Source organism: Stenotrophomonas sp. LGBM10 (assembly GCF_046736075.1).
Taxonomy (GTDB): domain Bacteria; phylum Pseudomonadota; class Gammaproteobacteria; order Xanthomonadales; family Xanthomonadaceae; genus Stenotrophomonas.
In genome coordinates this window covers 3823746-3845786 of the sequence record NZ_CP177163.1, presented here as the reverse complement: position 1 = coordinate 3845786, position 22041 = coordinate 3823746, and the positions used below count along the sequence as shown (strand labels likewise).

The window sequence follows — 22041 nt, the reverse complement described above, 5'->3', positions numbered from 1 at the left end:
ACTCAGATCTCCTTGCGCTGCTTGGGCGTAGCGGTCAACTGGGACTGGAACTCGTACTCGATCCGATGGCGGATGGCGCGCAGCGCGTCGCTGTCGGGCAGCAGCTGGAGATCCTTGCTGTAGTTGTTGGCATCCAGGGTTTCCACCATTTCGCGGACCCCCGGGCCGGTGCTGAACTGACGCATCTGCAGCGGGATCGCGTCGATGCCGTGCACCAGATACAGGCGCCCCGGGAAACGGGCCACCGCATCCCAGACCGCCTTGCAGTCGGCATCGTCCAACGCGACTTTGCCGTCGCCGTCGGCGCTGCCCTCCTTGAGCACCTCCACCCACTCGTCGGCATCCACCGCGTGCAGGTTGTCGGGGGTGTCGGTGGCCGACTGGCGGGTGCGCACGATCTTCCACGGCTGGCCGGCCAGCGCCACGCCCTGCGGGCCGGGAATGTCCTGCAGGCGGAAAGCGAAGGTGGGCATCACCTCGGGCGACTCGCTGCGCGGCATGGTCGGCAGCGGGTAGGTCAGGTTGGTCGGGCCGATGAACGACTTGCTGCCGGCATGGACGGTGATGGTGCCCGGGCAGGTAACCGTCAGGTTGCCGCCTTCCAGGGTGATGCTGGCGCCGCCCGCAGTGGCCACGTGCAGCGTGGTCGGCGCTGCCAGCTCGACGGCGGCGGACGCGCTGGCCATGCGCAGACTGGCCCGCGACTGCACCAGGATCTGGTTGTCCTGGGCCTGCACGATGAGTTCGCCCAGCCCGCTGACCACGCTGAGGCTGTTCCCGGTGGGCGTGCCCATCGTGGCGGCCAGTGCGCCGAGCGCCTGGCCGCCGTGCAGGCGTGCGCTGCCCTGCACGATGCCTTCGGACGCCAGGCCGCTGGCCAGGGTGAGCACCTCGCCAACCGCCCAGTGCAGGCTCTGCCCGGCGACCTGGGCGATGCCGGCGCTGGCCGACAGGCCCAGCGTGGGCTCACCGGTGTGCGGCAGGCGGCCGGGGCCGGCATCGCTGGCGAAGGCCGGCGCATCGGTGCGGCCGGTGTCGAAGGCGTCGCCGCCCACGGTGGTGCGGGTGCTGCGCAGCAGCTGCGCCAGCGGCGCGGGTTCGTCGCCCTGCCCCGCCACGCCGGCATGGCTGGCCAGCACCACGCTGCGATGCGTCTTGGCGGCCTGGTCCTGGGCCTTGCCCAGGTCACGCAGCTGGGTCAGCAGGGCGGCCTGCGCCGCTGCTTCGCCGGCCGGTGCCTGTGCCGATCGCGATTGTGCGGTGAACCACAGCCCGGCGCGCGCACGCACCGCGCCCCAGGCATCGGTACGCAGTTCGTTGCCTTCGCCGCGCAGGCTGCCGCGGAAGTTGTCGGCCTGGTGGATCAGATGGCCGAGGTTGAGCTGGGAGCTGGCGTGGGTGGTGGACAACTGCAGGCGCAACTGGCCATCGCTGTCGTCGAACACCAGCCGCGAATGGCCTTCACCATGCCACTCGCGCGACTGGATGCCCCACAGCGCGGCGGCGTTGCGGTGCGCGTCGTCCCCCTTGCCCATCGCATGCCAGGCCGGCGCGTGGCCACCGGCCAGATTGCCCTGCGCGCTGGCAAGGGTGTCGCCTGCCTGCGCATAGGCCGCAAGATCGGAGGACGCCGAAGCGCCGGCCGGGGTGGGGGCGACGCCGGCTTCGCCGCGGCCGTTGTAAAGCGCGCCGACCACGAGTGGCCGGTCGATGTCACCCTCGAGGAAGGCCACCAGCACTTCCTGCCCCACGCGCGGCAGGAACTGGCTGCCCACGCCCGGGCCTGCATAGCGCTGCGCCACGCGCAGCCAGGCGCTGCCATCGTCGCCGCTGGCCGGGGACTGGAAATGGAAGCGCACCTTGATCCGGCCGAGCGTGTCGCAGGACACTTCGCCGGCGTCGCTGCCGTCGGCCGCGATCACGCGCGCGGTCTGGTAGCCCGGCGCGATCGGACGGGGATTCAGGCGCAGGCCGGTGCCATCCTCGCGCGCCGGGCGCCACGGCTGGCCGCGATCCACCCCGTCGAACGCATTGGCGTAGCCGAGCGATTCGGCACGGGCCTGGAGGCGGGCAAAACGCTCGCCGTCGGCGCCGCTCGACGCCGGCATCGGCTCACCCAGGCGCTGCTGCAGCGCCTCGCGCGTGGCGGTGGGGAAATTGTTGCTGCCCTGGTGCAGCACGCGGGTCACCAGCACGGACGGCGAACCGCCACGGTCGGCCATCGGCCACTGGCGCACGCCGAACCACGTACCCGCGCGCAGGCTGGGCGCGGTGCTGCTGCCCAGCCAGGACGCGCCACGCGATTCATGCGCCTGCGCGGCGAGGCGGCTGTAGTGTTCGGCTGCGGCGCGCCCGGCGAAGGCGTAGGCACCCACCGGCGCATAGTCCTCCAGTGCGGTGCCATCCTGCTGCGCCGCCAGCACCGGGGTCTGCCCCTGGCGGGCCTGGCGCGAGACGTAGTCATCGCTGGCCAGCACCAGCCGGGTCACCCCGACACGCTGGGTGCGGCCCAGTGCCAGCACGCTGTCGGTGGCTTCGGTGGCATCGCTGCGGTGGAAGCGCAGCCCGCCGTCACGCTCGGCGGTGGCGTCCTGCGCCTGCGCGCCGCTGTCGGCGAACACCACCAGCGCGTGGCCGGCCGGAGCGCCCTCGTCTTCTTCGATGCGCCAGCCCAGCCCTTCCTCGGCCAGCAGGCGCTGCATGAAGTCCAGGTCCGACTCGCGGTACTGCACGCAGTAGCTGCGCGCCGGCACCGCCGCCAGGAAGTCCACCACTTCATCGCTGACCCGCCAGGCGGCGTGCGCGCTGTAGGGGTCGATCACGCTCTGCAGGATCTCCAGCACCGTGCGTTCCTGGAACACCCGGCTGTGTCGTCCCTGGCCCATCGCCCAGGTCCAGGGCACCAGGCACAGGCGATACCGGGCCAGGCCACCATCGGCGGCGATGCAGGCGGCTTCGCGGACCACGCCGCTGCGCACGGCATCGTGCCCACCCACCTGTCGCGAGCGAAGCGTGGCGGTCGTGCCCAGCCAGCCATCCAGATCCAGGTCCGCATCGGTGGCCAGCACGTCGACCCACCACTCGAAGCCGTCGGACAGCTGTTCCTGACCCCACCAGCGCTCCACCAGCAGCGGCGCGCCAGCGGCCAGCGCCAAGCGATGCGGACGGCTCTCGCCGTCCATCCCTGCCACGCCTGTCAACGCGGAAAACACTGCGACTGCATCCTGCATCGTACCCGTCCATTCGCGGCCATCCGGCCGACTCATTGGTCCAGAAACCACCGTGCGCCACGGCTGCCCGGGTCGCGGGCTGCCATCGTGCACCTCCATGTCCTGCGGACTGCGTCGCACCCGGGATCGCCCACGCACCCCCTGTGCGCTGGACGCATCCGTCGACCGGTCTGCCCGGCGCAAGAATATCGCAGATGGCCGCCGCATACGGCTCCCGGCGGAACTCTTAGTGCAATTCTTACGCCAATGTCAGAAATCCCTTACGGGAATCCGCCTGGTGTGCGGGCGTGACGCTGGTCATTTCCTGACCACCCGACCACATCCCTTGCGGCGCAAGGCGCTCCCCACGCTATCCACAGGTTGACCGCCTGCGCGTCCACACCCGGTGTGGACAACCCACCACGCGGCCGGCGGTTTTTTCGCCACCGTCGTTTTCGCCTGCCCGGACAAGGGCTGTCGATGGATATCCACAGCTTTGCCAACGAGACCTCCACACCCGGTGTGGACAACCGGCGGCGCTGGCAGGCACCCGGAGCGCGCGCTACCCTGTAGACCCTTTCCCTGCCCGCGGCCCGGTCCCTGGATCGAGGGCCGCCAGACGCAATGACCGCACTGTCCCAACGCGATTTCACCCTGGCCCCGGAGAACACCGAGCAGCTCGCGAACCTGGCCGGCCCCTTCGATGAGCACCTGCGCCAGATCGAGCTCAAGCTCGGCGTGGAGATCGCCAACCGGGGGCATGTGTTCCGCATCACCGGCCCGAAGGCCGTCGTCGACGAGGCGCAGACGCTGGTCGAGGCGCTGTATGCCGAAGCGGCGGAGGTGCGCTTCGACGCGCATGCCATCCACCTGCGCCTGAACCAGGCCAACGTCGAGCACGTGGTGGAGCGCGCCTACGAGGCGCAGGACGTGGCGATCAAGGTCAAGCGCGGCACCGTGCGCGGGCGTGGCGCCAACCAGGCGCGCTACCTGCACCAGATCACCACCCACGACATCAATTTCGGGATCGGCCCGGCCGGCACCGGCAAGACCTTCCTGGCCGTGGCCAGTGCGGTGGAGGCGCTCAACGAATCGCGCGTGCAGCGCTTGATTCTGGTGCGCCCGGCGGTCGAGGCCGGCGAGAAGCTCGGCTTCCTGCCCGGCGACCTCAGCCAGAAAGTGGACCCCTACCTGCGCCCGCTGTACGACGCCCTGTACGAAATGCTCGGCGTGGAGAAGGTGATCAAGCTGCTGGAAAAGAACGTCATCGAGATCGCGCCGCTGGCCTACATGCGCGGGCGCACGCTCAACGATGCGTACGTGATCCTGGACGAAGCGCAGAACACCACCGTGGAGCAGATGAAGATGTTCCTGACCCGGCTGGGCTTCGGCTCCACCGCGGTGGTCACCGGCGACCTCACCCAGACCGACCTGCCCAAGCACGTGAAGTCCGGCCTGCGCGACGCGATCGAGGTGCTGCGCGACGTGGAAGGGGTGAGCTTCACCTTCTTCGAGGCGCGTGATGTGGTGCGCCATCCGCTGGTGGCGCGCATCGTCAGTGCCTACGACCGCCGCGACCTGCAGCAGGTGAAACCGGGCGCGGAGTAGTCGTAGACTCACCCCCATCGACGCGTGCACAGGGGGTGCCATGTTTCATCAGATGCACTCGCCGACCGCGCCGCGCGCGCCCTGGTACCGGCGATGCAGGTGGTGAACATCGGCGACTGCGCCAATACCACCATAAACCTCGACGTCAACGCGACACCGGCGCAGTCCGCCGCCGAACTAAGCCGCCAGTTGAGGGTGCACAAGGGGTACAACTGCCACCTCTCGGCCGAGGCTGCCGGCATCGCCGAACGCACCCGCGGGGCCGATGTCATCCCGATCCACTACGGCGCCTCGGACTGGACGTCGCAGTGACGGCCCGCACGCGCGATACTGTCGCTTCCTGACTGTTCTGAATTGCCGGTATCGCCATGACCAAGGGTCCTGTCCGCCTCGATGTCGCCGTGAGCTACGCCCTGCCCCGTGCCGGGCTGCCCTCGGCGGTGAGCTTCCGCAAATGGGTGGCCGCCGCGCTGAAGGGCCGCATCCGTGAAGCCGACCTGGCCATCCGCCTGGTCGACGCCAAGGAAGGCCAGTCGCTGAACCGGCACTACCGTGGCAAGGATTACGCCACCAACGTATTGAGCTTCCCTGCCGACGTGCCCGAGGGCCTGCCCAAGGGGGTCAAGTTCCCGCTGCTGGGCGACCTGGTGGTCTGTGCGCCGGTGGTGGCCCGCGAGGCCGAGGAACAGGGCAAGGCGCTGAACGCGCATTACGCGCACCTGACCGTGCACGGTGTGCTGCACCTGCTGGGCTGGGACCACGAAGACGACAAGGAAGCCGACGCAATGGAACAATTGGAACGCGAGATCCTGGCGGAACTCGGCATCGCCGACCCCTACGCGGGCGAGCGCTGAGCCATGCGCGCCGAGCCGTTGTCCGACCGCAGCCCCTCGCCGTGGCCGGCGTCGCTGTTCGTGCTGGCGCTGCTGGGCTGTGTGCTGGTGTTCCTGCTGGGGCCGGCCAGCCTGGGTGAGGTGCGTTTCGGCATCTGCGCGTTGCTGGCCGTGCTGGCGCTGGCCCTGCTGGCACCGGCGCGTCGTGGCGGCCGGGCCGCCTGGGCCCGGTTGAGCGCGCCCACGCAGCGCCGCATCCGCATCATCGCCGCCCTGACCTGCGCCACCAGCCTGGTGGCCACCCAGGTGGTCGGCTTCGTGCTGCCGCGCTATCTGTCCGACCCATCCGACCCGAGCCACAGCCCGGGCGGCGTCAGTGCCCTGATGGTGCTCGGCCTGGTGGCCGCGCTGACCGCGCCCTCGGCATGGCGCACGCTGTACCGGGGTCTGCACCGTGACCGTCCGACGCCGGAACAGCAGCCGTTCTTCCGCGCCAGTGCTGCCCAGCTGGGTTTCCTGTTCGGGCTGGCGGTGCTGTGCGTGCGCATGCTGCCCGCGGCGGCCCTGCAGCTGGAGCAAGCCGGTTCACAGCTGTGGACGATCGCGGCAGGCGCCTTGCGGGTGCAGGCCTGGCTGTCGCACTGGACGCTGCTGTTCCTGCTGCTCACCGCGGTCGGCTGGGCGTTCCGCCGCTGGCGGCGCGCCCCTGCCGACCTTGCCCGTTCGTGATGGAGCCGTGGTAATGCTGTCCAGACTCTCTGTCGGCCTGATGGCCCTGCTGCCGCTGGCTGCCGTCGCCGCCGATGCCCCCCTGCTCGACCTGCCCGCCCTGATCGAATGCCGCCAGAGCGTGGCCGACTACGCAGCCGTGGCTGCGGTGGTTGCCGATCCGCTCAAGGCCGTGGCCAACGGCCTGCAGCCGCTGCCGCAGACCAACCAGTTCATGACCGAGTTCCGCCTGGCCACCCCGCTGACGGTGTTCGGGCAGCGCACCGAGTACGTCGCTGTGGCCGGCGCCAGCATCATGGCGATCCTGGACCTGGCCGACCCGCGCGCCCTGGCCGGCACCTTGAAGCTGGAAACCGCCGTGGACAACCCGGACAAGTTCATGGCCGGCCACGAACTGGTCAGCCGCGATGTGACCGACCCGAACACCGGCGAAGCCCTGATCGAATCGGTAATCCTGAGCCTGTCCACGGTCAAGACCCACCCGGGCAAGACCCTGGCCGGGTGCACCTACAGCCTGGACCTGCCGCCGGAGGAGGCGGCGCCGGAACCCGCGCCCGCCCTGCCCGCCCCGTCGGTGAATGCGCCCCCTGCCGGGGGGCGCTGACAGCGCCGCGCATCCTGCTAGACTAAATCCAACGCCCGGCTCGCCGGGTGCCTTTTTTCCAGAGATGTCAGAAGACGACAGTAGCAGCTCCTCCGCGGAGCACATCGAGAAGAAGCGCAGCTGGCTGGAACGCCTGACCTCTGCCTTCTCCGGCGAACCCCACACCCGCGACGAGCTGGTGGCGGTCCTGCACACCGCACAGGAAGACGGCCTGATCGCCGCCGACACCCTGCGCATGATGGAAGGCGCGATCTCGGTAGCCGAGCTCACCGTTGGCGACGTGATGATTTCACGTTCGCAGATGGTGTCCCTGCCGGTCGAAGCGCCCTTCCTGGACCTGATGAAGCAGGTGGTCGAATCCGGCCATTCGCGCTTCCCGGTCCACGGCGACAACAAGGACGACATCCTCGGCATCCTGCTGGCCAAGGACCTGCTGCGCGGCGTGGTCGCCGACAACGGGCCGGCCAACATCCGCGAGCTGCTGCGCCCGGCGGTGCTGATCCCCGAGGCCAAGAAGCTCAACGTGCTGCTGAAGGAGTTCCGGCTTTCGCGCAACCACATGGCCATCGTGGTCGACGAGTACGGCGGTGTCGCCGGGCTGGTCACCATCGAGGACGTGCTGGAGCAGATCGTTGGCGATATCGACGATGAGCACGACGAGGCCGAAGATCACACCGCGCAGATCGCGATTCAGGCCGATGGCCAGTACGTGGTCGACGCGCTGACCCCGATCGAGGATTTCAACGAGCGCTTCGGCGCCGCGTTCCCCGACGATGACTACGACACGATCGGCGGCCTGGTGACCGAGGCCATCGGCCACCTGCCCGAAACCGGCGACGAGCTGACCCTGGACCGCTTCGTGTTCCGGGTGGCACGCGCCGATGCACGGCGTGTGCAGGCCTTCCACGTGACCGTGCTGGCCCCCGACGTACAGGACGAGGATTGACCCACGCCATGCGGCCCCTGCTGATGCGGTGGCCGTTGTGCCGCCTGTTGTTCCTGTCGTGGGTGCTTGCCCTGGCCAGCCTGCCGTCGGTGGCGCTGGCCCAGGACGCCCCTGCCCCGCCCGCAACGCCGGCCCTCGCGGATACCGGCACGCCCGCACCGCGCATCGGCGTGGTGACCATGCAGCCGGGCGAGATCTTCTTCGAGCGCTTCGGTCACGACGCGCTGGTGGTGGTGGACCCGGTCACCGGCGCGGCGACGTCCTACAACTTCGGCTATTTCGATCCGTCCGAATCGGATTTCATCGGCCGCTTCGTGCGCGGCGAGATGATGTACTACCTGGTGGCGCTGCCGCTGGACCAGGACCTGTCCTACTACCGCGACAGCGGTCGCGGCGCCAGCATCCAGTGGCTGGATCTGGACCCGCAGCAGGCGCGCGGGCTGGCCGCGTCGCTCGCCGAGCGCGCCAGGCCCGAGAACGCGCGCTACCACTACGACTACTACACCGCCAACTGCGCCACGATGGTCCGCGACGCGGTCGACCAGGCGCTCGGCGGCGGGCTGCATTCGCAGCTGTCCGGGCGCTCGCGCGGCAATACCTACCGCAGCGAATCGGTGCGGCTGGCCTCGCCGTCGCCGTGGATGTGGCTGGGCTTCGATATCGGCCTCGGGCCCTTCGCCGATGCGCCACTGTCGCGCTGGCAGGAGGCCTTCGTGCCGATGCGGCTGGCCGATGCGCTGCGCCAGGCGCGCAACAGCGACGGCCGCCCGCTGGTGCAGGCCGAGCAGCAGCTGCTGCCACACCGGATCGCCCCCGAACCCCTCGAATCGCCGCGCCGCTGGTGGCCCTGGCTGCTGTGCGGACTGATCGCCGCCGCCGGTGTACTCGCGCTGCGCCCGCGCCGCCGCCTGCTGGCCGGCGTGGCACTGCCGTTCTGGCTGTTCTGCGGCATTGCCGGTGCCCTGCTGACCTACCTGTGGGGCTTCAGCGCGCACCAGGCCGCCTGGGCCAACCGCAACCTGCTGCAGCTTTCACCGCTGTGCCTGCTGCTGCTGCCGGGCGCGGTCTGCCTGCTGCGCGGTCGCCAGCCGTGGCGTGGATTCCGCGCCGTGCTGTGGGCGGTGGCGCTGCTGTCCGCGCTGGGGCTGGTACTGCACTGGCTGACCCTGCAGGCGCAGTACAACCTGCAATGGATCGTACTGCTGCTGCCGATCCACCTCGCTCTGGCCTGGGTACTGGGCCGCCGTGACTTGCCCGTCACGACCCGCTGACGCACGATGCCCGCCATGCAGACCGTACCGATCCACAATCCCGCCTGCGTCATCAACTGCGTCCACTACGATGACCAGGGCAAGCGCCACGACATCAGCCTGGACGCGATCAGCGATGTGATCGAAAGCGGCAACGGCTTCGTCTGGGTGGGCCTGTACGAGCCGGACGACAGCGTGCTGCTGAAGCTCCAGGAAGAGTTCTGCCTGCACTCGCTGGCCATCGAGGATGCGCGCAACGCGCACCAGCGGCCGAAGGTGGAGGCATACGGCAATTCGCTGTTCGTGGTGGTGACCACCGCGCAGATGGTGGAGGAACGCATCCAGTACGGCGAGACGCATGCCTTCCTCGGCCCGCGCTTCCTGGTCACGGTGCGCCACGGCGCATCGCTGTCCTACGCCGCCCCGCGTGCGCGGGTGGAACGCGAGCCGGAGCTGCTGCGCCGTATGGGCCCCTCGTATTGCCTGTACGCGGTGCTGGACTTCGTGGTGGACAACTACCTGCCCATCACCCAGCGCTACCGCGACACGCTGGAGCTGCTGGAGAAGGACATCTTCGCCGACCGCTACAAGCGCCAGACCGTGGTGCGCCTGTACGAGCTCAAGCGCGAGCTCAACAAGATGCGCATGGCGGTGGCCCCGCTGCAGGACATGCTGTCGCAGATCAAACGCTACCAGGGCGAACTGGTGCCGGACGAGGTCAAGCTGTACCTGCGCGATGTGCACGACCATGCGGTGCGGATCAGCGATGTGATCGACACCCTGCGCGAGATGCTGGGCACCGCGCTGAGCGTGAACCTGTCGCTGGTCACCCTGGCCCAGGGTGAGACGGTGAAGCGCCTCGGCGCCTGGGCCGCCCTGCTGGCGGCCCCGACCCTGATCACCAGCTGGTACGGCATGAACTTCACCCACATGCCCGAGCTCGACAAGCCCTGGGCCTACCCGGCGATGATCATCGGCGTGGGCGCGGTGTGCGTGGGCCTGTATCGGCTGTTCAAGCGGGTGCGCTGGCTGTAGTTGTGTGCCTGCCGCCCCCAGGCACCCCTTGTCAGGCCACGTAGACCGTCTTGATGTTCATGAACTCATGGATGCCGTGGTCGGCCAGCTCGCGGCCGAAACCGGAGCGCTTGGTGCCACCGAACGGCAGGCGCGCGTCGCTCTTGACGATGGCGTTGACGAACGCGGCGCCGCACTCGAGCCGCTTGGCAATCGCCTCGCCACGTACCGGATCACCGCTCCACACGCTGCCGCCAAGGCCGAAGGTGGTGTCATTGGCCACGCGCAACGCGTCGGCATCGTCGCGCACGCGCAGGATCGCGGCAACCGGCCCGAACAGTTCCTCGTCATAGGCCGGCGTCCCCGGCGCCACATGGTCAAGGATTGTTGCCGGGTAACCGGCATGCGTGCCGGGCACCGGCTCGCCGCCGAGCAGCACGGTGGCGCCCTTGGCCACGCTGGCCTGCACCTGCTTGTGCAGCTCATCGCGCAGGTCGGCACGCGCCATCGGCGCCAGGGTGGTCTTCGCATCCTGCGGATCGCCGTAGACACGCGCAGCAGCCGCCGCAACGAACTTCGCCACGAACGCATCGGCGATCGCATCGACCACCACGAAGCGCTTGGCGGCGATGCAGGTCTGCCCGCTGTTGTCGAACCGCGACTTCACCGCCGCCGCAACGGCCTTGTCGAGGTCGGCGTCGTCGAGCACCACGAAGGCGTCGCTGCCGCCCAGTTCCATCACGCATTTCTTGAGCTGGTCACCGGCATTGGCGGCGATCGACCGCCCGGCGCGCTCGCTGCCGGTCAGCGTGACCGCCTTGACCCGCCTGTCGCGCAGCACCTCGGCCGCCTGGTCGTTGTCGATGTGCAGCACATCAAACACACCGTCGGGCAGGCCACCGTCGCGGCAGACCGCCAGGATCAGGTCGGCGCACTGCGGCACGTTGCTGGCGTGCTTGAGCAGCGCCACATTGCCGGCCATGAATGCCGGGGCGAGGAAGCGGAATACCTGCCAGATCGGGAAATTCCACGGCATCACCGCGAACACGCAGCCGATCGGCTCGTAACGCACGTAGCTGCGCTGCGCCTCGGTGTCGATCAGTTGCGGCTTGAGGTAGTCGGCGGCGTGGTCGGCGTAGTACTCGCAGGCCTGCGCGCACTTCTCGATCTCGGCCAGCGCCTCGCCCTTGAGCTTGCCCATTTCACCGGTCATCGCCTGCTGGATATCGTCCCTGCGCGCGCGCAGCTGTGCGGCGATGCCACGCAGGATGCCGCCGCGCTCCTGCAGCGAGTGCGCCGACCACAGCGGGAAGGCGGTGGCGGCCGCCGCCAGGCGCTGTTCGATCCCGGCGGCATCGAGCAGTTCGTGGCGGTAGGTGACCTGGCCGGTCGCGGGATTGACGATTTCAACGGTCATCGTGGTACTCCGGAAGACAGATCGCCATTCTGCGCCTGCCCCTGTGAGCCGGATGTTGCCGGAGCTGGCGGGGACGGCAACGCGGATGCGACACAGCGTCGCGGCCGGCGGCCGTCCCTCCCGGGCCGCGCCCGGCGCTAGCCCTTGTCCTGCAGCGCCATCTGCAGGTCGCGCTGGCGGCGCTTCTCACCGCGCGCGGTGATGTACCAGCCGATCACGGCGGCTACCGATACCGCCAGCACCATCAGTGTGGCCAGGGCGTTGATTTCCGGCTTGATGCCCATGCGCACCGAGGCGAACACCTTCATCGGCAGCGTGGTGGAGTTCGGGCCGGCCACGAAACTGGCGATGACCACATCGTCCAGCGACAGCGTGAAGGCCAGCAGCCAGCCAGCCACCAGCGCCGGCGCGATGATCGGCAGGGTGATCTGGAAGAACACCTTCAGACGCCCCGCGCCCAGGTCCATCGCCGCTTCCTCCAGCGAGCGGTCCAGCTCCTGCAGGCGCGAGGACACCACCACCGTCACGAACGACAGGGTGAAGGTGACATGCGCGATCCAGATCGTGACCACGCCGCGGCTCGGAAAGCCGGGAATGCCGCCCATCGACACCAGCAGGGTCATCAGCGAGAAGCCGAGGATGACCTCGGGCATGACCAGCGGCGCGGTGATCAGCGCGCCGAACACCGTCTTGCCCGGGAACTGCCGGAAGCGGGTCATCACCATTGCCGCCATCGTGCCCAGCACGGTCGCGGCGGTGGCGGTCCAGAACGCCACTTCCAGGCTGATCCACAGTGCATCCAGGATCTGCCGGTTGTTGAACAGTTCTCCGTACCAGCGGGTGGAGAAGCCCGACCACACCGTGGCCAGCTTGGAGGCGTTGAAGGAATAGACCATCAACAACAGGATCGGCAGGTACAGGAACGCAAAACCCAGCCCCAGTACGCTCCAGCCCAGCCAGCGGTTGCCGCGCACCATGCTCATGACAGCTTCCCTTCCAGCTCGCGCTGCTGGAAGCGGTTGAAGATCAGGATCGGCACCAGCAGCAGCGCCAGCATCACGATCGCCACCGCCGAGGCCGTGGGCCAGTCGCGGTTGTTGAAGAACTCACCCCACAACACCCGGCCGATCATCAGCGTGTCCGGCCCGCCGAGCATTTCGGGGATCACGAACTCGCCCACCGCCGGGATCATCACCAGCATGCAGCCGGCGACGATGCCGGTGCGCGACAGCGGCAGGGTGATGCTCATGAAGGCGCGCCACGGCTTGGCACCGAGGTCGTAGGCGGCCTCCAGCAGGCGGTGGTCGAGCTTGACCAGGTTGGCGTACAGCGGCAGCACCATGAACGGCAGGTAGCAGTACACGATGCCGATGTAGGCGGCGGTCGGGGTGTACAGGATCTGCAGCGGCGCATCGATCAGGCCCAGCTTCATCAACCACTGGTTGAGCAGGCCGTTGCGGTCCAGGATGCCGATCCACGCATACACGCGGATCAGGAACGAGGTCCACGACGGCAGCACCACCAGCATCATCGCCACGTTGCGCGCGGCCGGCGACATCCGCGAAATCACGTAGGCCATCGGGTAGCCGATCAGCAGCGTGAGCAGCGTGGAGACCAGCGCGATCTTGATCGAGCTGAGGTACGCCAGCACGTACTGGTTGTCCTTGACCAGCGCGGCGTAGTTGCCGAGGTTGAGCTTGAGCGAGAACGCCCCGTCCACGTATTCCAGCAGCCAGGTATAGGGCGGCGAGCCAACCTGCGTGCGCGCGAACGAGATCATCAGGATGATCACGAATGGCACCGCGAAAAACAGCAGCAGCCACAAGTAAGGCGCGGCGATCACGCCACTGCGCGTGCCGGGGAGCCAGCGCTTCCAGCCGGTGGCGTTCATGCGGTGAGCACCACGCCGTCGTTGTCGCGCCAGTGCACCCACACGCTGTCGCCCCAGGTCAGCCCATCGCTGGCCCAGCGCTGCGAATTGGCGAAGTTGGACAGCACCTTGGCACCGCTGGGCAGGCGCACGTGGTACACCGAATGACTGCCGAAATAGGCGATCTCCTCGATCACACCCTGCGCCTTGTTGGTGGCGCCGTCCGGTTCGTCCTTGCCGATCATCACCTTCTCCGGCCGCAGCGCGAACGCGACCGGCTGGCCCTCGTACCCGGTGATGCCGTGGGCCACGTAGATGGGCGCCGGGAACAGCGGCGTGCGCACGGTGACGTACTCCGGCAGGTCCTCGTCGATGACCCCGTCGAACAGGTTCACCGAGCCGATGAACTCGGCGACGAAGCGGTTGGCGGGCTGCTCGTAGATCTCGTCCGGCTTGCCGACCTGCTGGATCCAGCCGGCATCCATCACCGCGATGCGGGTGGCCATCGTCATGGCCTCTTCCTGGTCGTGGGTAACCATCACGCAGGTCACCCCGGAGGTCTCGATGATGTTGACCAGTTCCAGCTGCATCTGCGAGCGCAGCTTCTTGTCCAGCGCGCCCATCGGCTCGTCCAGCAGCAGCAGTTTGGGCCCCTTGGCCAGCGACCGCGCCAGCGCCACGCGCTGCTGCTGGCCACCGGAGAGCTGGTGCGGCCTGCGCTTGGCCAACCGGCCCATCTGCACCAGCTCCAGCATCTCGCCCACGCGCGTGCGGATCGCATCGCGTGCCAGTCCATCCTGTTTCAGGCCGAAGGCGATGTTCTGCTCCACGGTCATGTGCGGGAACAGCGCGTAGGACTGGAACATCATGTTGATCGGGCGCTGGTACGGCGGCAGCGCGTTGATGCGCTGGCCGTCCAGGTCGATGCTGCCGGCGGTGGGCGTCTCGAAGCCACCCAGGCAGCGCAGCAGGGTCGACTTGCCGCTGCCCGAGCCACCCAGCAGGGCGAAGATCTCGCCCTTCTTCACGTCCAGGCTGACGTCGTCGAGCGCGACGAAGCCGTCGAACTCCTTGCGCAGCGCGCGGATGGACAGATAGCCCGGTTCGAGGACCGGCACGACCTCGCCTTCCGGCTTGGCTTCTAATGGCATGGGGAGCGGCTCCGGGAGCGCGGCGGGACGGGGGGAGGATCCCATTTTAACGGTCGCGGCGGCGTCATGGGCCGCAACCGACACCGCCGGCACAGGGCCGGCGGTAAAGGGGGCGCGACGGGGGCGGTTCAGCGCCCGGTCTTGACCTCGGTCCACAGCCGCGTGTAGAGCTTGTCCGCTTCCGGGGTGTTGATCGAGTAGGTGAACATCCTGGCGGCCACGTCGGCCGGCGGGTAGATAGTGGGGTCGTTGCGGATGGCCGCATCCACCAGCGGCGTGGCCGCGGTCACCGGGTTGGCGTAGTGGATGAAGTTGGTGTTGGCCGCGGCGACCTTGGGTTCGAGCAGGTAGTTGATGAAGGCGTAGGCGGCCTCCGGGTGCTTGGCATCCTTGGGGATGGCCAGCATGTCGAACCACTGCGGGGCGCCTTCGCGCGGGATCGAATAGGCCACGGTCACGCCGTTGTCGGCCTCGGCAGCGCGGTCGCGGGCCTGGATGATGTCACCGGACCAGCCGACCACCAGGCAGGTACCGCCGTTGGCCAGCGAGCCCACGTACTGCGAGGAGTGGAAGTTCTGCACGTACGGGCGGATGCTCTTGAGCAGCGCGGCCGCCTTCTGCAGGGTGGCCGGATCGTTGCTGTGCGGATCTTCGCCCAGGTAGTGCAGCGCGATCGGGATCATGTCCGACGGGGTGTCCAGGATGGTCACACCGCAGTCCTTCATCTTGGCGATGTTCTCCGGCTTGAACACCAGATCCCAGCTGTTGGCGATCTCGGTGCTGCCCCCGAAGCGCTGCTTGAGCAGTTCCACGTTGTAGCCGATGCCCGTGGTGCCGATCATGTACGGCACGCCGTACTGGTTGCCCGGGTCCTGCTGGGCGATGCGCTTCATCATCTCCGGGTCGAGGTTGCCCAGGTTCGGGATCTTGCTCTTGTCCAGCGGCAGGAACACGCCGGCCTTGATCTGGCGCCCGAAGAAGTTCAGCGTCGGCACCACCACGTCGTAGCCGCTGTCGCCGGCCAGCAGCTTGGTTTCGACCATTTCGTCGCTGTCGAACACATCGTAGGTCACCTTGATGCCGGTGTTCTTCTCGAAATCCGGAATGGTGTTCTCGGCGATGTAATCGCTGTAGTTGTAGACGTTCAGCACCTTGGCGTCTTCCTGCTTGCCACCGCCACAGGCGCTGAGCAGGGATACGGCAATGCCGAGGGTGAGGATTCGCAGCTTCATCGGACTCTCCACAGGTCAGGTGCGAGGTGGGGGAACCGGCCGGACCGGCAAGACGGGTGCCAGCCTACCGGGCGCGCGCCCATTTTCCCAGCACGCGGCCCTCACGGCCTTGCCGCACCGGGCGCGTGGCGGCACTCAGACGTTGAGCAGCAGGAACTCGCGCTCCCACGAACTGATCACCCGGAAGAAGGTCTCGTACTCCTTGCGCTTGACCGAGACATAGGCCCGGCAGAAGCGCTCGCCGAGCATTTCGCGCAGTTCCGGGCAGCCCTCCAGCCCGTCCAGCGCCTCGCCCAGCGAGCGCGGCAGGTCGTAGCCCAGCTCCTTGGCGCTGCCGCCGATCGGCGCGGTCGGCGAGCCCTGCTCGCGGATGCCGAGCAGGCCGGCAGCCAGGGTCGCGGCCATCGCCAGGTACGGGTTGGCGTCCGAGCCGGCGAAGCGGCTCTCCACGCGCATGTTCTCCGGCGTATCCATCGGCACGCGCAGCCCGCAGGTGCGGTTGTCGAAGCCCCAGTGCACATTGCTCGGCGACACCTCGCCGAACACCAGCCGACGGTACGAGTTCACGTTGGGTGCGAAGAACGCCATCGCCATCGGCACGTACTTCTGCAGGCCCGCCAGGTAGTGGCCGAAGATCGGGCTGAAGTCCTCGCCGCCGTTGTCGCCGCTGAACACGTTGTGGCCGTCGCTGATCCGTATCAGGCTCTGGTGGATGTGCATGGCGCTGCCCGGCTCGGTCTCCATCGGCTTGGCCAGGAAGGTGGCATACACCCCGTGGCGCATCGCCGCCTCGCGCATGGTGCGCTTGAACAGGAACACCTGGTCGGCCAGGTCCATCGCATCGGCGTGGGTGAAATTGACTTCCAGCTGCGCCGCGCCGGATTCGTGGATCAGCGTGTCCACGTCCAGCTTCATCGCATCGCAGTAGTCGTACATCAGGTCCAGGATGGGATCGAACTCGTTGACCGCATCGATGGAATAGGACTGGCGTGCGGTCTCCGGGCGCCCCGAGCGACCGGCAGGGGGCAGCAGCGGGAAGTCCGGGTCGGTGTTCTTCTGCACCAGGAAGAATTCCAGCTCGGGCGCCACCACCGGGCGCAGGCCCAGCGCGGTATAGCCATCCAGCACCCGCCGCAGCACGTTGCGCGGGGCCAGCTCGTGCGGTTGGCCGGTCTTGGTGTAGCAGTCGTGGATCACCTGCGCGGTGGGATCGGTGGCCCACGGCACCATGCGCACGGTGTCCGGGTCCGGGCGCAGGATCATGTCCGAATCCGACGGCGAGGTCAGTTCGTAGTAGTCGTCCGGGAACTCGCCGGTGACGGTGGTGGCGAAGATGCCCTCGGGCAGTCGCGTACCGTAATCGTGGGAAAACTTGTCGGCCGGAATGATCTTGCCGCGCGCATTGCCGGTGATGTCCGGCACCAGGCACTCCACCTCGGTGATGCGCCGGTCCTTCAGCCAGCGCAGCAGCACGCTCTCCTGCGGGACGGGCGGCGTGGCGGATTTCTTGCGCGAGCGCGTTCGGGTGGTCATGACCGGTCTGCTGTAGAGGAGTAGCGGCGACAAGCATCGCCGAAGGCATGGAAAATACCGTGATAGAACGCATCGGTGGCGACGCGCCATTCCGGGTGCCACTGTACGCCGAGGACGAATCGATGCGCGGAACTGCGCGCGGCCTCGATCAACCCATCCGGCGCCCGCGCCTCGACCTGCAGCCCCGGCGCGAGCCGGTCGATGCCCTGCCCGTGCACCGAATTGACCCTCGCCGTGTCCGCGCCGGCCCATCCGGCCAGCCAGCCGCCCGGCGTGAGCGCGACGCTGTGGGCCGGGCCGTACTGTACGTCCACCGTGGCGGTGGGGTCTTCGCGATGATCGAGCATGCCCGGCACCGCCTGCACCCGTGGGTGCAGGCTGCCACCCAGCGCGACATTGAGCTCCTGGAAGCCCCGGCAGATCGCCAGCACCGGCAGGTCGCGCGACAGCGCCGCCTGCAGCAGTGCGAATGCATTGGCATCGCGCGCCGGGTCGTGCGGGTTGCCAGGCCACGACGGCGGGCCATCGTAGTGGCGGGGTTCGATGTTGCTGACCGCGCCGGTCAACAGCAGCCCCTGCAGCCGGTCCAGCCAGGGCCCCGCTGGCAGTGGCGGTTGCAGGCTGGGCAGCAGCACCGGCACCACGCCGGCCGCCTGGACCAGCGCCTGCACGTATTTTTCGCCCGCCATCGCGAACCGGTGATGGCCGAGCAGCAGGCTGTCGGTAGGCAGCCCGACCCAGGGTGACGGGTCCATGCAACGTGCTCGGATGACCTGGCTGCACGGTACGCCCGCGCGCGCGGGCCACGCAAGCGCGGCCCTCCACGGTGCATTGCCGGCGTTGCTGGCATGCTGTGCGCATGATTGACGCCCCCGCCATTCCCTGCCGGTGCCGCGCATGAGCAGCACCGCCGTCGCGCATGCACCGAGCTGGTACGCCGACAGCGTGCCGGACGTGGCCGTGCATGCGCCGCTGCGCGGCGACCACGTCGCCGACGTGTGCGTGCTCGGCGCCGGCTATACCGGCCTGTCCGCCGCCCTGGCGCTGGCCGAGCGCGGCTACCGGGTAATCGTGCTCGAAGCGCAGCGGGTGGGCTGGGGAGCGTCCGGGCGCAACGGCGGTCAGGCCATCGTCGGCTACGGCTGCGAAGTGGAGACGCTGGAGCGGCTGGTCGGCCCTGACGACGCCCGCCTGCTGTTCGACTTCTCCCGTGACGGCATGCGCCTGCTGCGCGATCGCCTGCAGCGCCATCAGATCCAGTGCGACTGGCGCGATGGCCATGCGAGCGTGCCGATCAAAGCGCGCCAGGAACGTGCGCTTCGCGCGGGCCTGATCGCGCTGGCCGAACGCTACGACTACCCGCTGCAGTGGTGGGACCGCAGCCAGCTCCAGCAGCAGCTGGACAGCCCGCGCTACCGCGGGGCGATGTTCGATCCCGCCAGCGGCCACCTGCACCCGCTGGCCTATGCCCAGGGCCTGGCACGCGCAGCGGCATGCGCCGGCGCGGTCATCCATGAGCACTCCACGGTGCTGCGGCTCGAACGCGGCGCGCGCCCGCGGCTGCACACCGCGGCAGGCAGTGTCAGCGCCGCCCACGTGGTGATTGCCGGCAATGCACTGCTGCAGGGCATCGCACCGGCGCAGGAAGCCCGCATCATGCCGGTGGGAACCTATATCGGCGCCTCGCAGGTGCTGGGCCAGGCACGCGCCCAGGCCCTGATCCGCAACGACATGGCGGTGGCCGACGTGAGCTGGGCGCTGGACTACTTCCGCCTCAGCCACGACCACCGGCTACTGTTCGGCGGGCGGGCCAGCTACTCCGCACTGCCGCCGCCGGGCCTGCGCGGCGTGATGACGCGGCGCATGCACCAGGTGTTCCCGCAGCTTGCCGATGTGGGCATGGAGTACGTCTGGGGCGGCCTGATCGACATCACCCGCAACCGTGCGCCGGACTGGGGCCGCCTGGACCCAAACGTGTACTACGCGCAGGGATTCTCCGGCCACGGCGTGGCGGCCGCCGGGCTGGCCGGCGTGGTCCTGGCCGAGGCCATTGCCGGGCAGGCGGAGCGGCTGGACGTATTTGCCCGCATTCCGCACCGCCGGTTCCCGGGGGGCCGTGCGCTGCGCACCCCGCTGCTGGTGGCGGCGATGTCCTGGTACAAATTGCGCGACGCGTTGTGGTGATCCGATGTGAATGTGAAATGCGTCAATTCATTCACGCTTACATACTGATGATTACGTCACATTTCACACGGCAACGCACGATTCACTTCACAAAAACGCAGGTAATTTCACCTCGTGATTGCAACCGCTGGAATCTGCCGATACTGTCCCGTCTTGAGGGAGTGCTGCCCGGATGGATTTTCCGCCGCGACGGAATAGCGGCTTCATACGACACGCAGGGGAGTCGCACGATTGGATTGGTGGAGAAACGGACTTCAACTGAACCTGCGCATTCGGCCCGTTGGCCTTGCCTTGGCCGCGGTATATGCCCTCGTCTGCTGGGCAGCACGCCAGTATTCCATTGACCAGTTCAATCTGACGGCCGGCGTTCGTGTCGCCGCGCTGCTGGTGTGCCCGCCGCGCCTGTGGGCCTATCTCATCCTCGGCGAATACGCCTATTTCGCCCAGGTACGTATCCCGATGATCGACAAGTACGGCCTGGCCTGGGTCGTACTGGGCTCGGCGTGCCTGATGCCGGCCGTGGCGCTGGTGGTCCAGCTGCATCGCCGCCGAATGCAGGTCACCTCGGAAACATGGCTGCTCTCCGTGGCCGCCTGTGCAGCCGTACTCACCGCGCTGATCAAGCTCAGCCTGTCCCATCTCCTATGGCCGATCCCACCGGCCAACCCGTTCCTCACCAGCGCCTTACGGTATGCGCTGGGCGATTACATCGGGATTCTGACGCTCGCCCCGCTTGCGCTGCTCTGGGCCAGGCGCAGCACCTCCTACGACTGGAACGTGTGGCGCCGTCCGGCCACGGTCGCATCGCTGGCTTCACTGCTGGCGATCGGGGTGTTCGCCGCGCTGCTGCCGGAAGCATCGGCCGCCGCCAAGACCAGCCTCCAGCTGCTGATGGCACTGCCGGTCATCGTGCTGACCTGCATGCACGGCTGGCGCGGGGCGGCCATCGGCGTATCGCTGCTCAACCTCATCATCAACGCGACCACGCCGAGCACCGGCCTGCCCGGTTCCTACGACGCGCGCACCTTCATGACCCAGCAGCTCATCGCGGTGGCCTGTACCGCCCTGCTCGTGCTGGGCTCGCGCATTACCCACTACTACCATCAGTACGCCGCCCGGGCGCGCGATGGGGAACACGCGGTGTCGGTGTCCCGCAATGCGCACCTGGCCAATGAAATGGATCTGCGTGAGCGCGCGCTCGACCTCCGGCGCATTGCCGACAACATCGAGGATTCCATCACCGAAGCCGTCGCGCTGCTGCGCGTGCACGGTCACAACGAGCCGGCAGCCAGGCTGCTGGATGCGTCCGCAGCCCACTCCCGCCAGTTCCGTGAGAAGACCAGCATGGTCTATCCCACCGCATTGGAGCAGGTTGGGCTGTATCTGGTGCTGCAGGCCGGCGGCATCCGCGAGGCCTGGGACACCAGCCATCGCGTGGTCGCATCACACCTTACCGGCGACCCCTGCCAGATGAGCGTGGGCCTCCAGCTGGCGACGTACCGCACGTTGACCGAGGCGGTATCGCTGCTGCTCAGGAACGAATATGGGCAGATCCGCGTCAGCGCACGCTGCGGCCAGTGGGGTGGGCAACGCGGCATTCTGGTCAGCGTGGCGCTGCTGGACAGGCACCGTCCGCTCTCCGGGGAGACCGAGACGATGGCGCTCGAGCGGTTGACCGCCCGCCCGCTGGCCTATGGCGGCACCGTGCAGTGCCGCGGAAACCGCATCCGCATGGTGCTGATGGAGGCGGCCACCCCGCCGGTTCACGGCAGGACGGCGCCCCGGTACGAGACGTCGCACTACAATCCTGCCTGATCCAACCGTCCGGGCCGGGCAGTCAACGCCGCGGGTGACCGTGGCCACCCGCGGCACCGTGCGCTGGATTACGCGCCGGTCAACGGCCCTGTCCGGTCGGCTCCACCGACCACACGGCATTGGCGCCGTCACCGTAGACGACGAGCGCGAAGTCCGCCTGCTGGTACACCACGTACCGCACCGCCGCCGCCGGCACCGCCAGGCGACGCGACGGCAACGACGTCCGCGCCGCGATCCGGCCGGCAGGCAACGTCCAGAACTGATCGCCGGCGTGGCCGACGATCACGCGCACCTGGCCGGCAAGATCGTTGACCTGGTAATACGCAATGCCATCGCGCTCGAAACCGTACACAAGCCAATTCGGGTTGAGGCTCAGATTCTCCGCGACCGGAAGGGATTCCCCCAATCCGCTTTTCGCCAAGGGCTTTCCGTTTCCGTCGTCAAGACAGCAACTTGCCATGCCAATTGCCGGAAGGGAAAGCAGAGCTAGACTCAATACCACACCATGAGAGCGGGAAAATCGCACAGGCACCTCCTTATTGAGAATGACGAACAGCATCCATGAAAACAGCATTGTCGCCGCACTACGCTGCGGATCGTGAAGCATAGCGACGTGCCCAGCATATGCATCGGGACCGCCAGGCGC

Annotated in this window: 19 protein-coding genes; 10 read left to right on the top strand and 9 right to left on the bottom strand. The window is 68.1% G+C overall.

Annotated elements, in window-relative coordinates; all coding sequences use genetic code 11:
* Positions 1–2 precede the first annotated feature (2 nt).
* Positions 3–3230: a type VI secretion system Vgr family protein gene (locus ACLB90_RS16770; protein ID WP_411850529.1), complete on the bottom strand. Its 3228-nt coding sequence runs from the start codon at positions 3228–3230 to the stop codon at positions 3–5.
* A gap of 603 nt (positions 3231–3833) precedes the next feature.
* Between ACLB90_RS16770 and ACLB90_RS16765 the strand changes: the two genes are divergently transcribed.
* The 8 genes from ACLB90_RS16765 to ACLB90_RS16730 all read left to right on the top strand — a co-directional run bounded on the left by ACLB90_RS16765 (position 3834) and on the right by ACLB90_RS16730 (position 10214).
* Positions 3834–4817: a PhoH family protein gene (locus ACLB90_RS16765; protein ID WP_411850528.1), complete on the top strand. Its 984-nt coding sequence runs from the start codon at positions 3834–3836 to the stop codon at positions 4815–4817.
* Between the two features lie 93 nt (positions 4818–4910).
* Positions 4911–5129: a hypothetical protein gene (locus tag ACLB90_RS16760; protein ID WP_411850527.1), complete on the top strand. Its 219-nt coding sequence runs from the start codon at positions 4911–4913 to the stop codon at positions 5127–5129.
* A 56-nt stretch (positions 5130–5185) separates the two neighbouring features.
* Positions 5186–5671 carry an rRNA maturation RNase YbeY gene (gene ybeY, locus ACLB90_RS16755; protein WP_411850526.1) on the top strand — a complete coding sequence of 162 codons (486 nt, stop codon included), beginning with the start codon at positions 5186–5188 and terminating at the stop codon, positions 5669–5671.
* A 3-nt stretch (positions 5672–5674) separates the two neighbouring features.
* Positions 5675–6379 (top strand): hypothetical protein, encoded by a 705-nt coding sequence (locus tag ACLB90_RS16750; RefSeq protein ID WP_411850525.1) that lies wholly within the window; start codon positions 5675–5677, stop codon positions 6377–6379.
* Positions 6380–6392: 13 nt separating this feature from the next.
* Positions 6393–6983 (top strand): hypothetical protein, encoded by a 591-nt coding sequence (locus ACLB90_RS16745; protein WP_411850524.1) that lies wholly within the window; start codon positions 6393–6395, stop codon positions 6981–6983.
* Between the two features lie 64 nt (positions 6984–7047).
* A complete protein-coding gene (locus ACLB90_RS16740; RefSeq protein WP_411850523.1) occupies positions 7048–7929 on the top strand; it encodes an HlyC/CorC family transporter in 882 nt (293 codons plus the stop codon).
* An 8-nt stretch (positions 7930–7937) separates the two neighbouring features.
* Positions 7938–9200 carry a DUF4105 domain-containing protein gene (locus tag ACLB90_RS16735; RefSeq protein WP_411850522.1) on the top strand — a complete coding sequence of 421 codons (1263 nt, stop codon included), beginning with the start codon at positions 7938–7940 and terminating at the stop codon, positions 9198–9200.
* A gap of 15 nt (positions 9201–9215) precedes the next feature.
* On the top strand, positions 9216–10214 hold the full coding sequence (locus ACLB90_RS16730; protein ID WP_411850521.1) for a magnesium and cobalt transport protein CorA: 999 nt from the start codon (positions 9216–9218) through the stop codon (positions 10212–10214).
* Between the two features lie 31 nt (positions 10215–10245).
* On the opposite strand, the gene ACLB90_RS16725 is transcribed toward ACLB90_RS16730, so the two are convergent.
* The 7 genes from ACLB90_RS16725 to ACLB90_RS16695 form a co-directional block, all read right to left on the bottom strand.
* Positions 10246–11610 (bottom strand): NAD-dependent succinate-semialdehyde dehydrogenase, encoded by a 1365-nt coding sequence (locus ACLB90_RS16725; RefSeq protein WP_411850520.1) that lies wholly within the window; start codon positions 11608–11610, stop codon positions 10246–10248.
* A gap of 137 nt (positions 11611–11747) precedes the next feature.
* Positions 11748–12593: an ABC transporter permease subunit gene (locus tag ACLB90_RS16720; protein ID WP_411850519.1), complete on the bottom strand. Its 846-nt coding sequence runs from the start codon at positions 12591–12593 to the stop codon at positions 11748–11750.
* A complete protein-coding gene (locus tag ACLB90_RS16715) occupies positions 12590–13501 on the bottom strand; it encodes an ABC transporter permease subunit (RefSeq protein ID WP_411850518.1) in 912 nt (303 codons plus the stop codon). Before ACLB90_RS16715 ends, ACLB90_RS16720 begins: the two co-directional genes overlap by 4 nt.
* Positions 13498–14631, bottom strand: coding sequence for an ABC transporter ATP-binding protein (locus tag ACLB90_RS16710; protein ID WP_411850517.1), 1134 nt, complete (start codon positions 14629–14631; stop codon positions 13498–13500). The genes ACLB90_RS16715 and ACLB90_RS16710 overlap by 4 nt, the downstream gene beginning before the upstream one ends.
* A gap of 128 nt (positions 14632–14759) precedes the next feature.
* The gene (locus ACLB90_RS16705; protein WP_411850516.1) at positions 14760–15863 is read right to left on the bottom strand and encodes a polyamine ABC transporter substrate-binding protein; all 1104 of its coding nucleotides are present in this window, start codon (positions 15861–15863) and stop codon (positions 14760–14762) included.
* A gap of 135 nt (positions 15864–15998) precedes the next feature.
* Positions 15999–17396: a glutamine synthetase family protein gene (locus ACLB90_RS16700; RefSeq protein ID WP_411850515.1), complete on the bottom strand. Its 1398-nt coding sequence runs from the start codon at positions 17394–17396 to the stop codon at positions 15999–16001.
* Positions 17393–18151, bottom strand: a complete 759-nt coding sequence (locus tag ACLB90_RS16695; protein ID WP_411850514.1) for a gamma-glutamyl-gamma-aminobutyrate hydrolase family protein — start codon at positions 18149–18151, stop codon at positions 17393–17395. The genes ACLB90_RS16700 and ACLB90_RS16695 overlap by 4 nt, the downstream gene beginning before the upstream one ends.
* 142 nt (positions 18152–18293) lie before the next feature.
* On the opposite strand from ACLB90_RS16695, the gene ACLB90_RS16690 reads away from it, so the two are divergent.
* A complete protein-coding gene (locus ACLB90_RS16690) occupies positions 18294–19580 on the top strand; it encodes an NAD(P)/FAD-dependent oxidoreductase (protein ID WP_411850513.1) in 1287 nt (428 codons plus the stop codon).
* 291 nt (positions 19581–19871) lie between these two features.
* Complete coding sequence (locus ACLB90_RS16685; RefSeq protein WP_411850512.1) at positions 19872–21395, top strand: MASE1 domain-containing protein; 1524 nt, start codon at positions 19872–19874, stop codon at positions 21393–21395.
* 79 nt (positions 21396–21474) lie between these two features.
* On the opposite strand, the gene ACLB90_RS16680 is transcribed toward ACLB90_RS16685, so the two are convergent.
* Positions 21475–22002, bottom strand: a complete 528-nt coding sequence (locus ACLB90_RS16680) for a hypothetical protein (RefSeq protein ID WP_411850511.1) — start codon at positions 22000–22002, stop codon at positions 21475–21477.
* Between the last annotated feature and the right edge of the window lie 39 nt (positions 22003–22041).

What these genes read in the sequence shown, in the direction of transcription:
- ACLB90_RS16740 (WP_411850523.1), top strand. Translation starts at nt 7,048, where the DNA reads ATGTCAGAAGACGACAGTAGCAGCTCCTCCGCGGAGCACATCGAGAAG.
- ACLB90_RS16700 (WP_411850515.1), bottom strand. Translation starts at nt 17,396, where the DNA reads ATGACCACCCGAACGCGCTCGCGCAAGAAATCCGCCACGCCGCCCGTC.
- ACLB90_RS16705 (WP_411850516.1), bottom strand. Translation starts at nt 15,863, where the DNA reads ATGAAGCTGCGAATCCTCACCCTCGGCATTGCCGTATCCCTGCTCAGC.
- ACLB90_RS16690 (WP_411850513.1), top strand. Translation starts at nt 18,294, where the DNA reads ATGAGCAGCACCGCCGTCGCGCATGCACCGAGCTGGTACGCCGACAGC.
- ACLB90_RS16735 (WP_411850522.1), top strand. Translation starts at nt 7,938, where the DNA reads ATGCGGCCCCTGCTGATGCGGTGGCCGTTGTGCCGCCTGTTGTTCCTG.
- ACLB90_RS16715 (WP_411850518.1), bottom strand. Translation starts at nt 13,501, where the DNA reads ATGAACGCCACCGGCTGGAAGCGCTGGCTCCCCGGCACGCGCAGTGGC.
- ACLB90_RS16680 (WP_411850511.1), bottom strand. Translation starts at nt 22,002, where the DNA reads ATGCTTCACGATCCGCAGCGTAGTGCGGCGACAATGCTGTTTTCATGG.
- ACLB90_RS16770 (WP_411850529.1), bottom strand. Translation starts at nt 3,230, where the DNA reads ATGCAGGATGCAGTCGCAGTGTTTTCCGCGTTGACAGGCGTGGCAGGG.
- ACLB90_RS16710 (WP_411850517.1), bottom strand. Translation starts at nt 14,631, where the DNA reads ATGCCATTAGAAGCCAAGCCGGAAGGCGAGGTCGTGCCGGTCCTCGAA.
- ACLB90_RS16730 (WP_411850521.1), top strand. Translation starts at nt 9,216, where the DNA reads ATGCAGACCGTACCGATCCACAATCCCGCCTGCGTCATCAACTGCGTC.
- ACLB90_RS16745 (WP_411850524.1), top strand. Translation starts at nt 6,393, where the DNA reads ATGCTGTCCAGACTCTCTGTCGGCCTGATGGCCCTGCTGCCGCTGGCT.
- ACLB90_RS16720 (WP_411850519.1), bottom strand. Translation starts at nt 12,593, where the DNA reads ATGAGCATGGTGCGCGGCAACCGCTGGCTGGGCTGGAGCGTACTGGGG.
- ACLB90_RS16750 (WP_411850525.1), top strand. Translation starts at nt 5,675, where the DNA reads ATGCGCGCCGAGCCGTTGTCCGACCGCAGCCCCTCGCCGTGGCCGGCG.
- ybeY (WP_411850526.1), top strand. Translation starts at nt 5,186, where the DNA reads ATGACCAAGGGTCCTGTCCGCCTCGATGTCGCCGTGAGCTACGCCCTG.
- ACLB90_RS16765 (WP_411850528.1), top strand. Translation starts at nt 3,834, where the DNA reads ATGACCGCACTGTCCCAACGCGATTTCACCCTGGCCCCGGAGAACACC.
- ACLB90_RS16760 (WP_411850527.1), top strand. Translation starts at nt 4,911, where the DNA reads ATGCAGGTGGTGAACATCGGCGACTGCGCCAATACCACCATAAACCTC.
- ACLB90_RS16725 (WP_411850520.1), bottom strand. Translation starts at nt 11,610, where the DNA reads ATGACCGTTGAAATCGTCAATCCCGCGACCGGCCAGGTCACCTACCGC.
- ACLB90_RS16695 (WP_411850514.1), bottom strand. Translation starts at nt 18,151, where the DNA reads ATGGACCCGTCACCCTGGGTCGGGCTGCCTACCGACAGCCTGCTGCTC.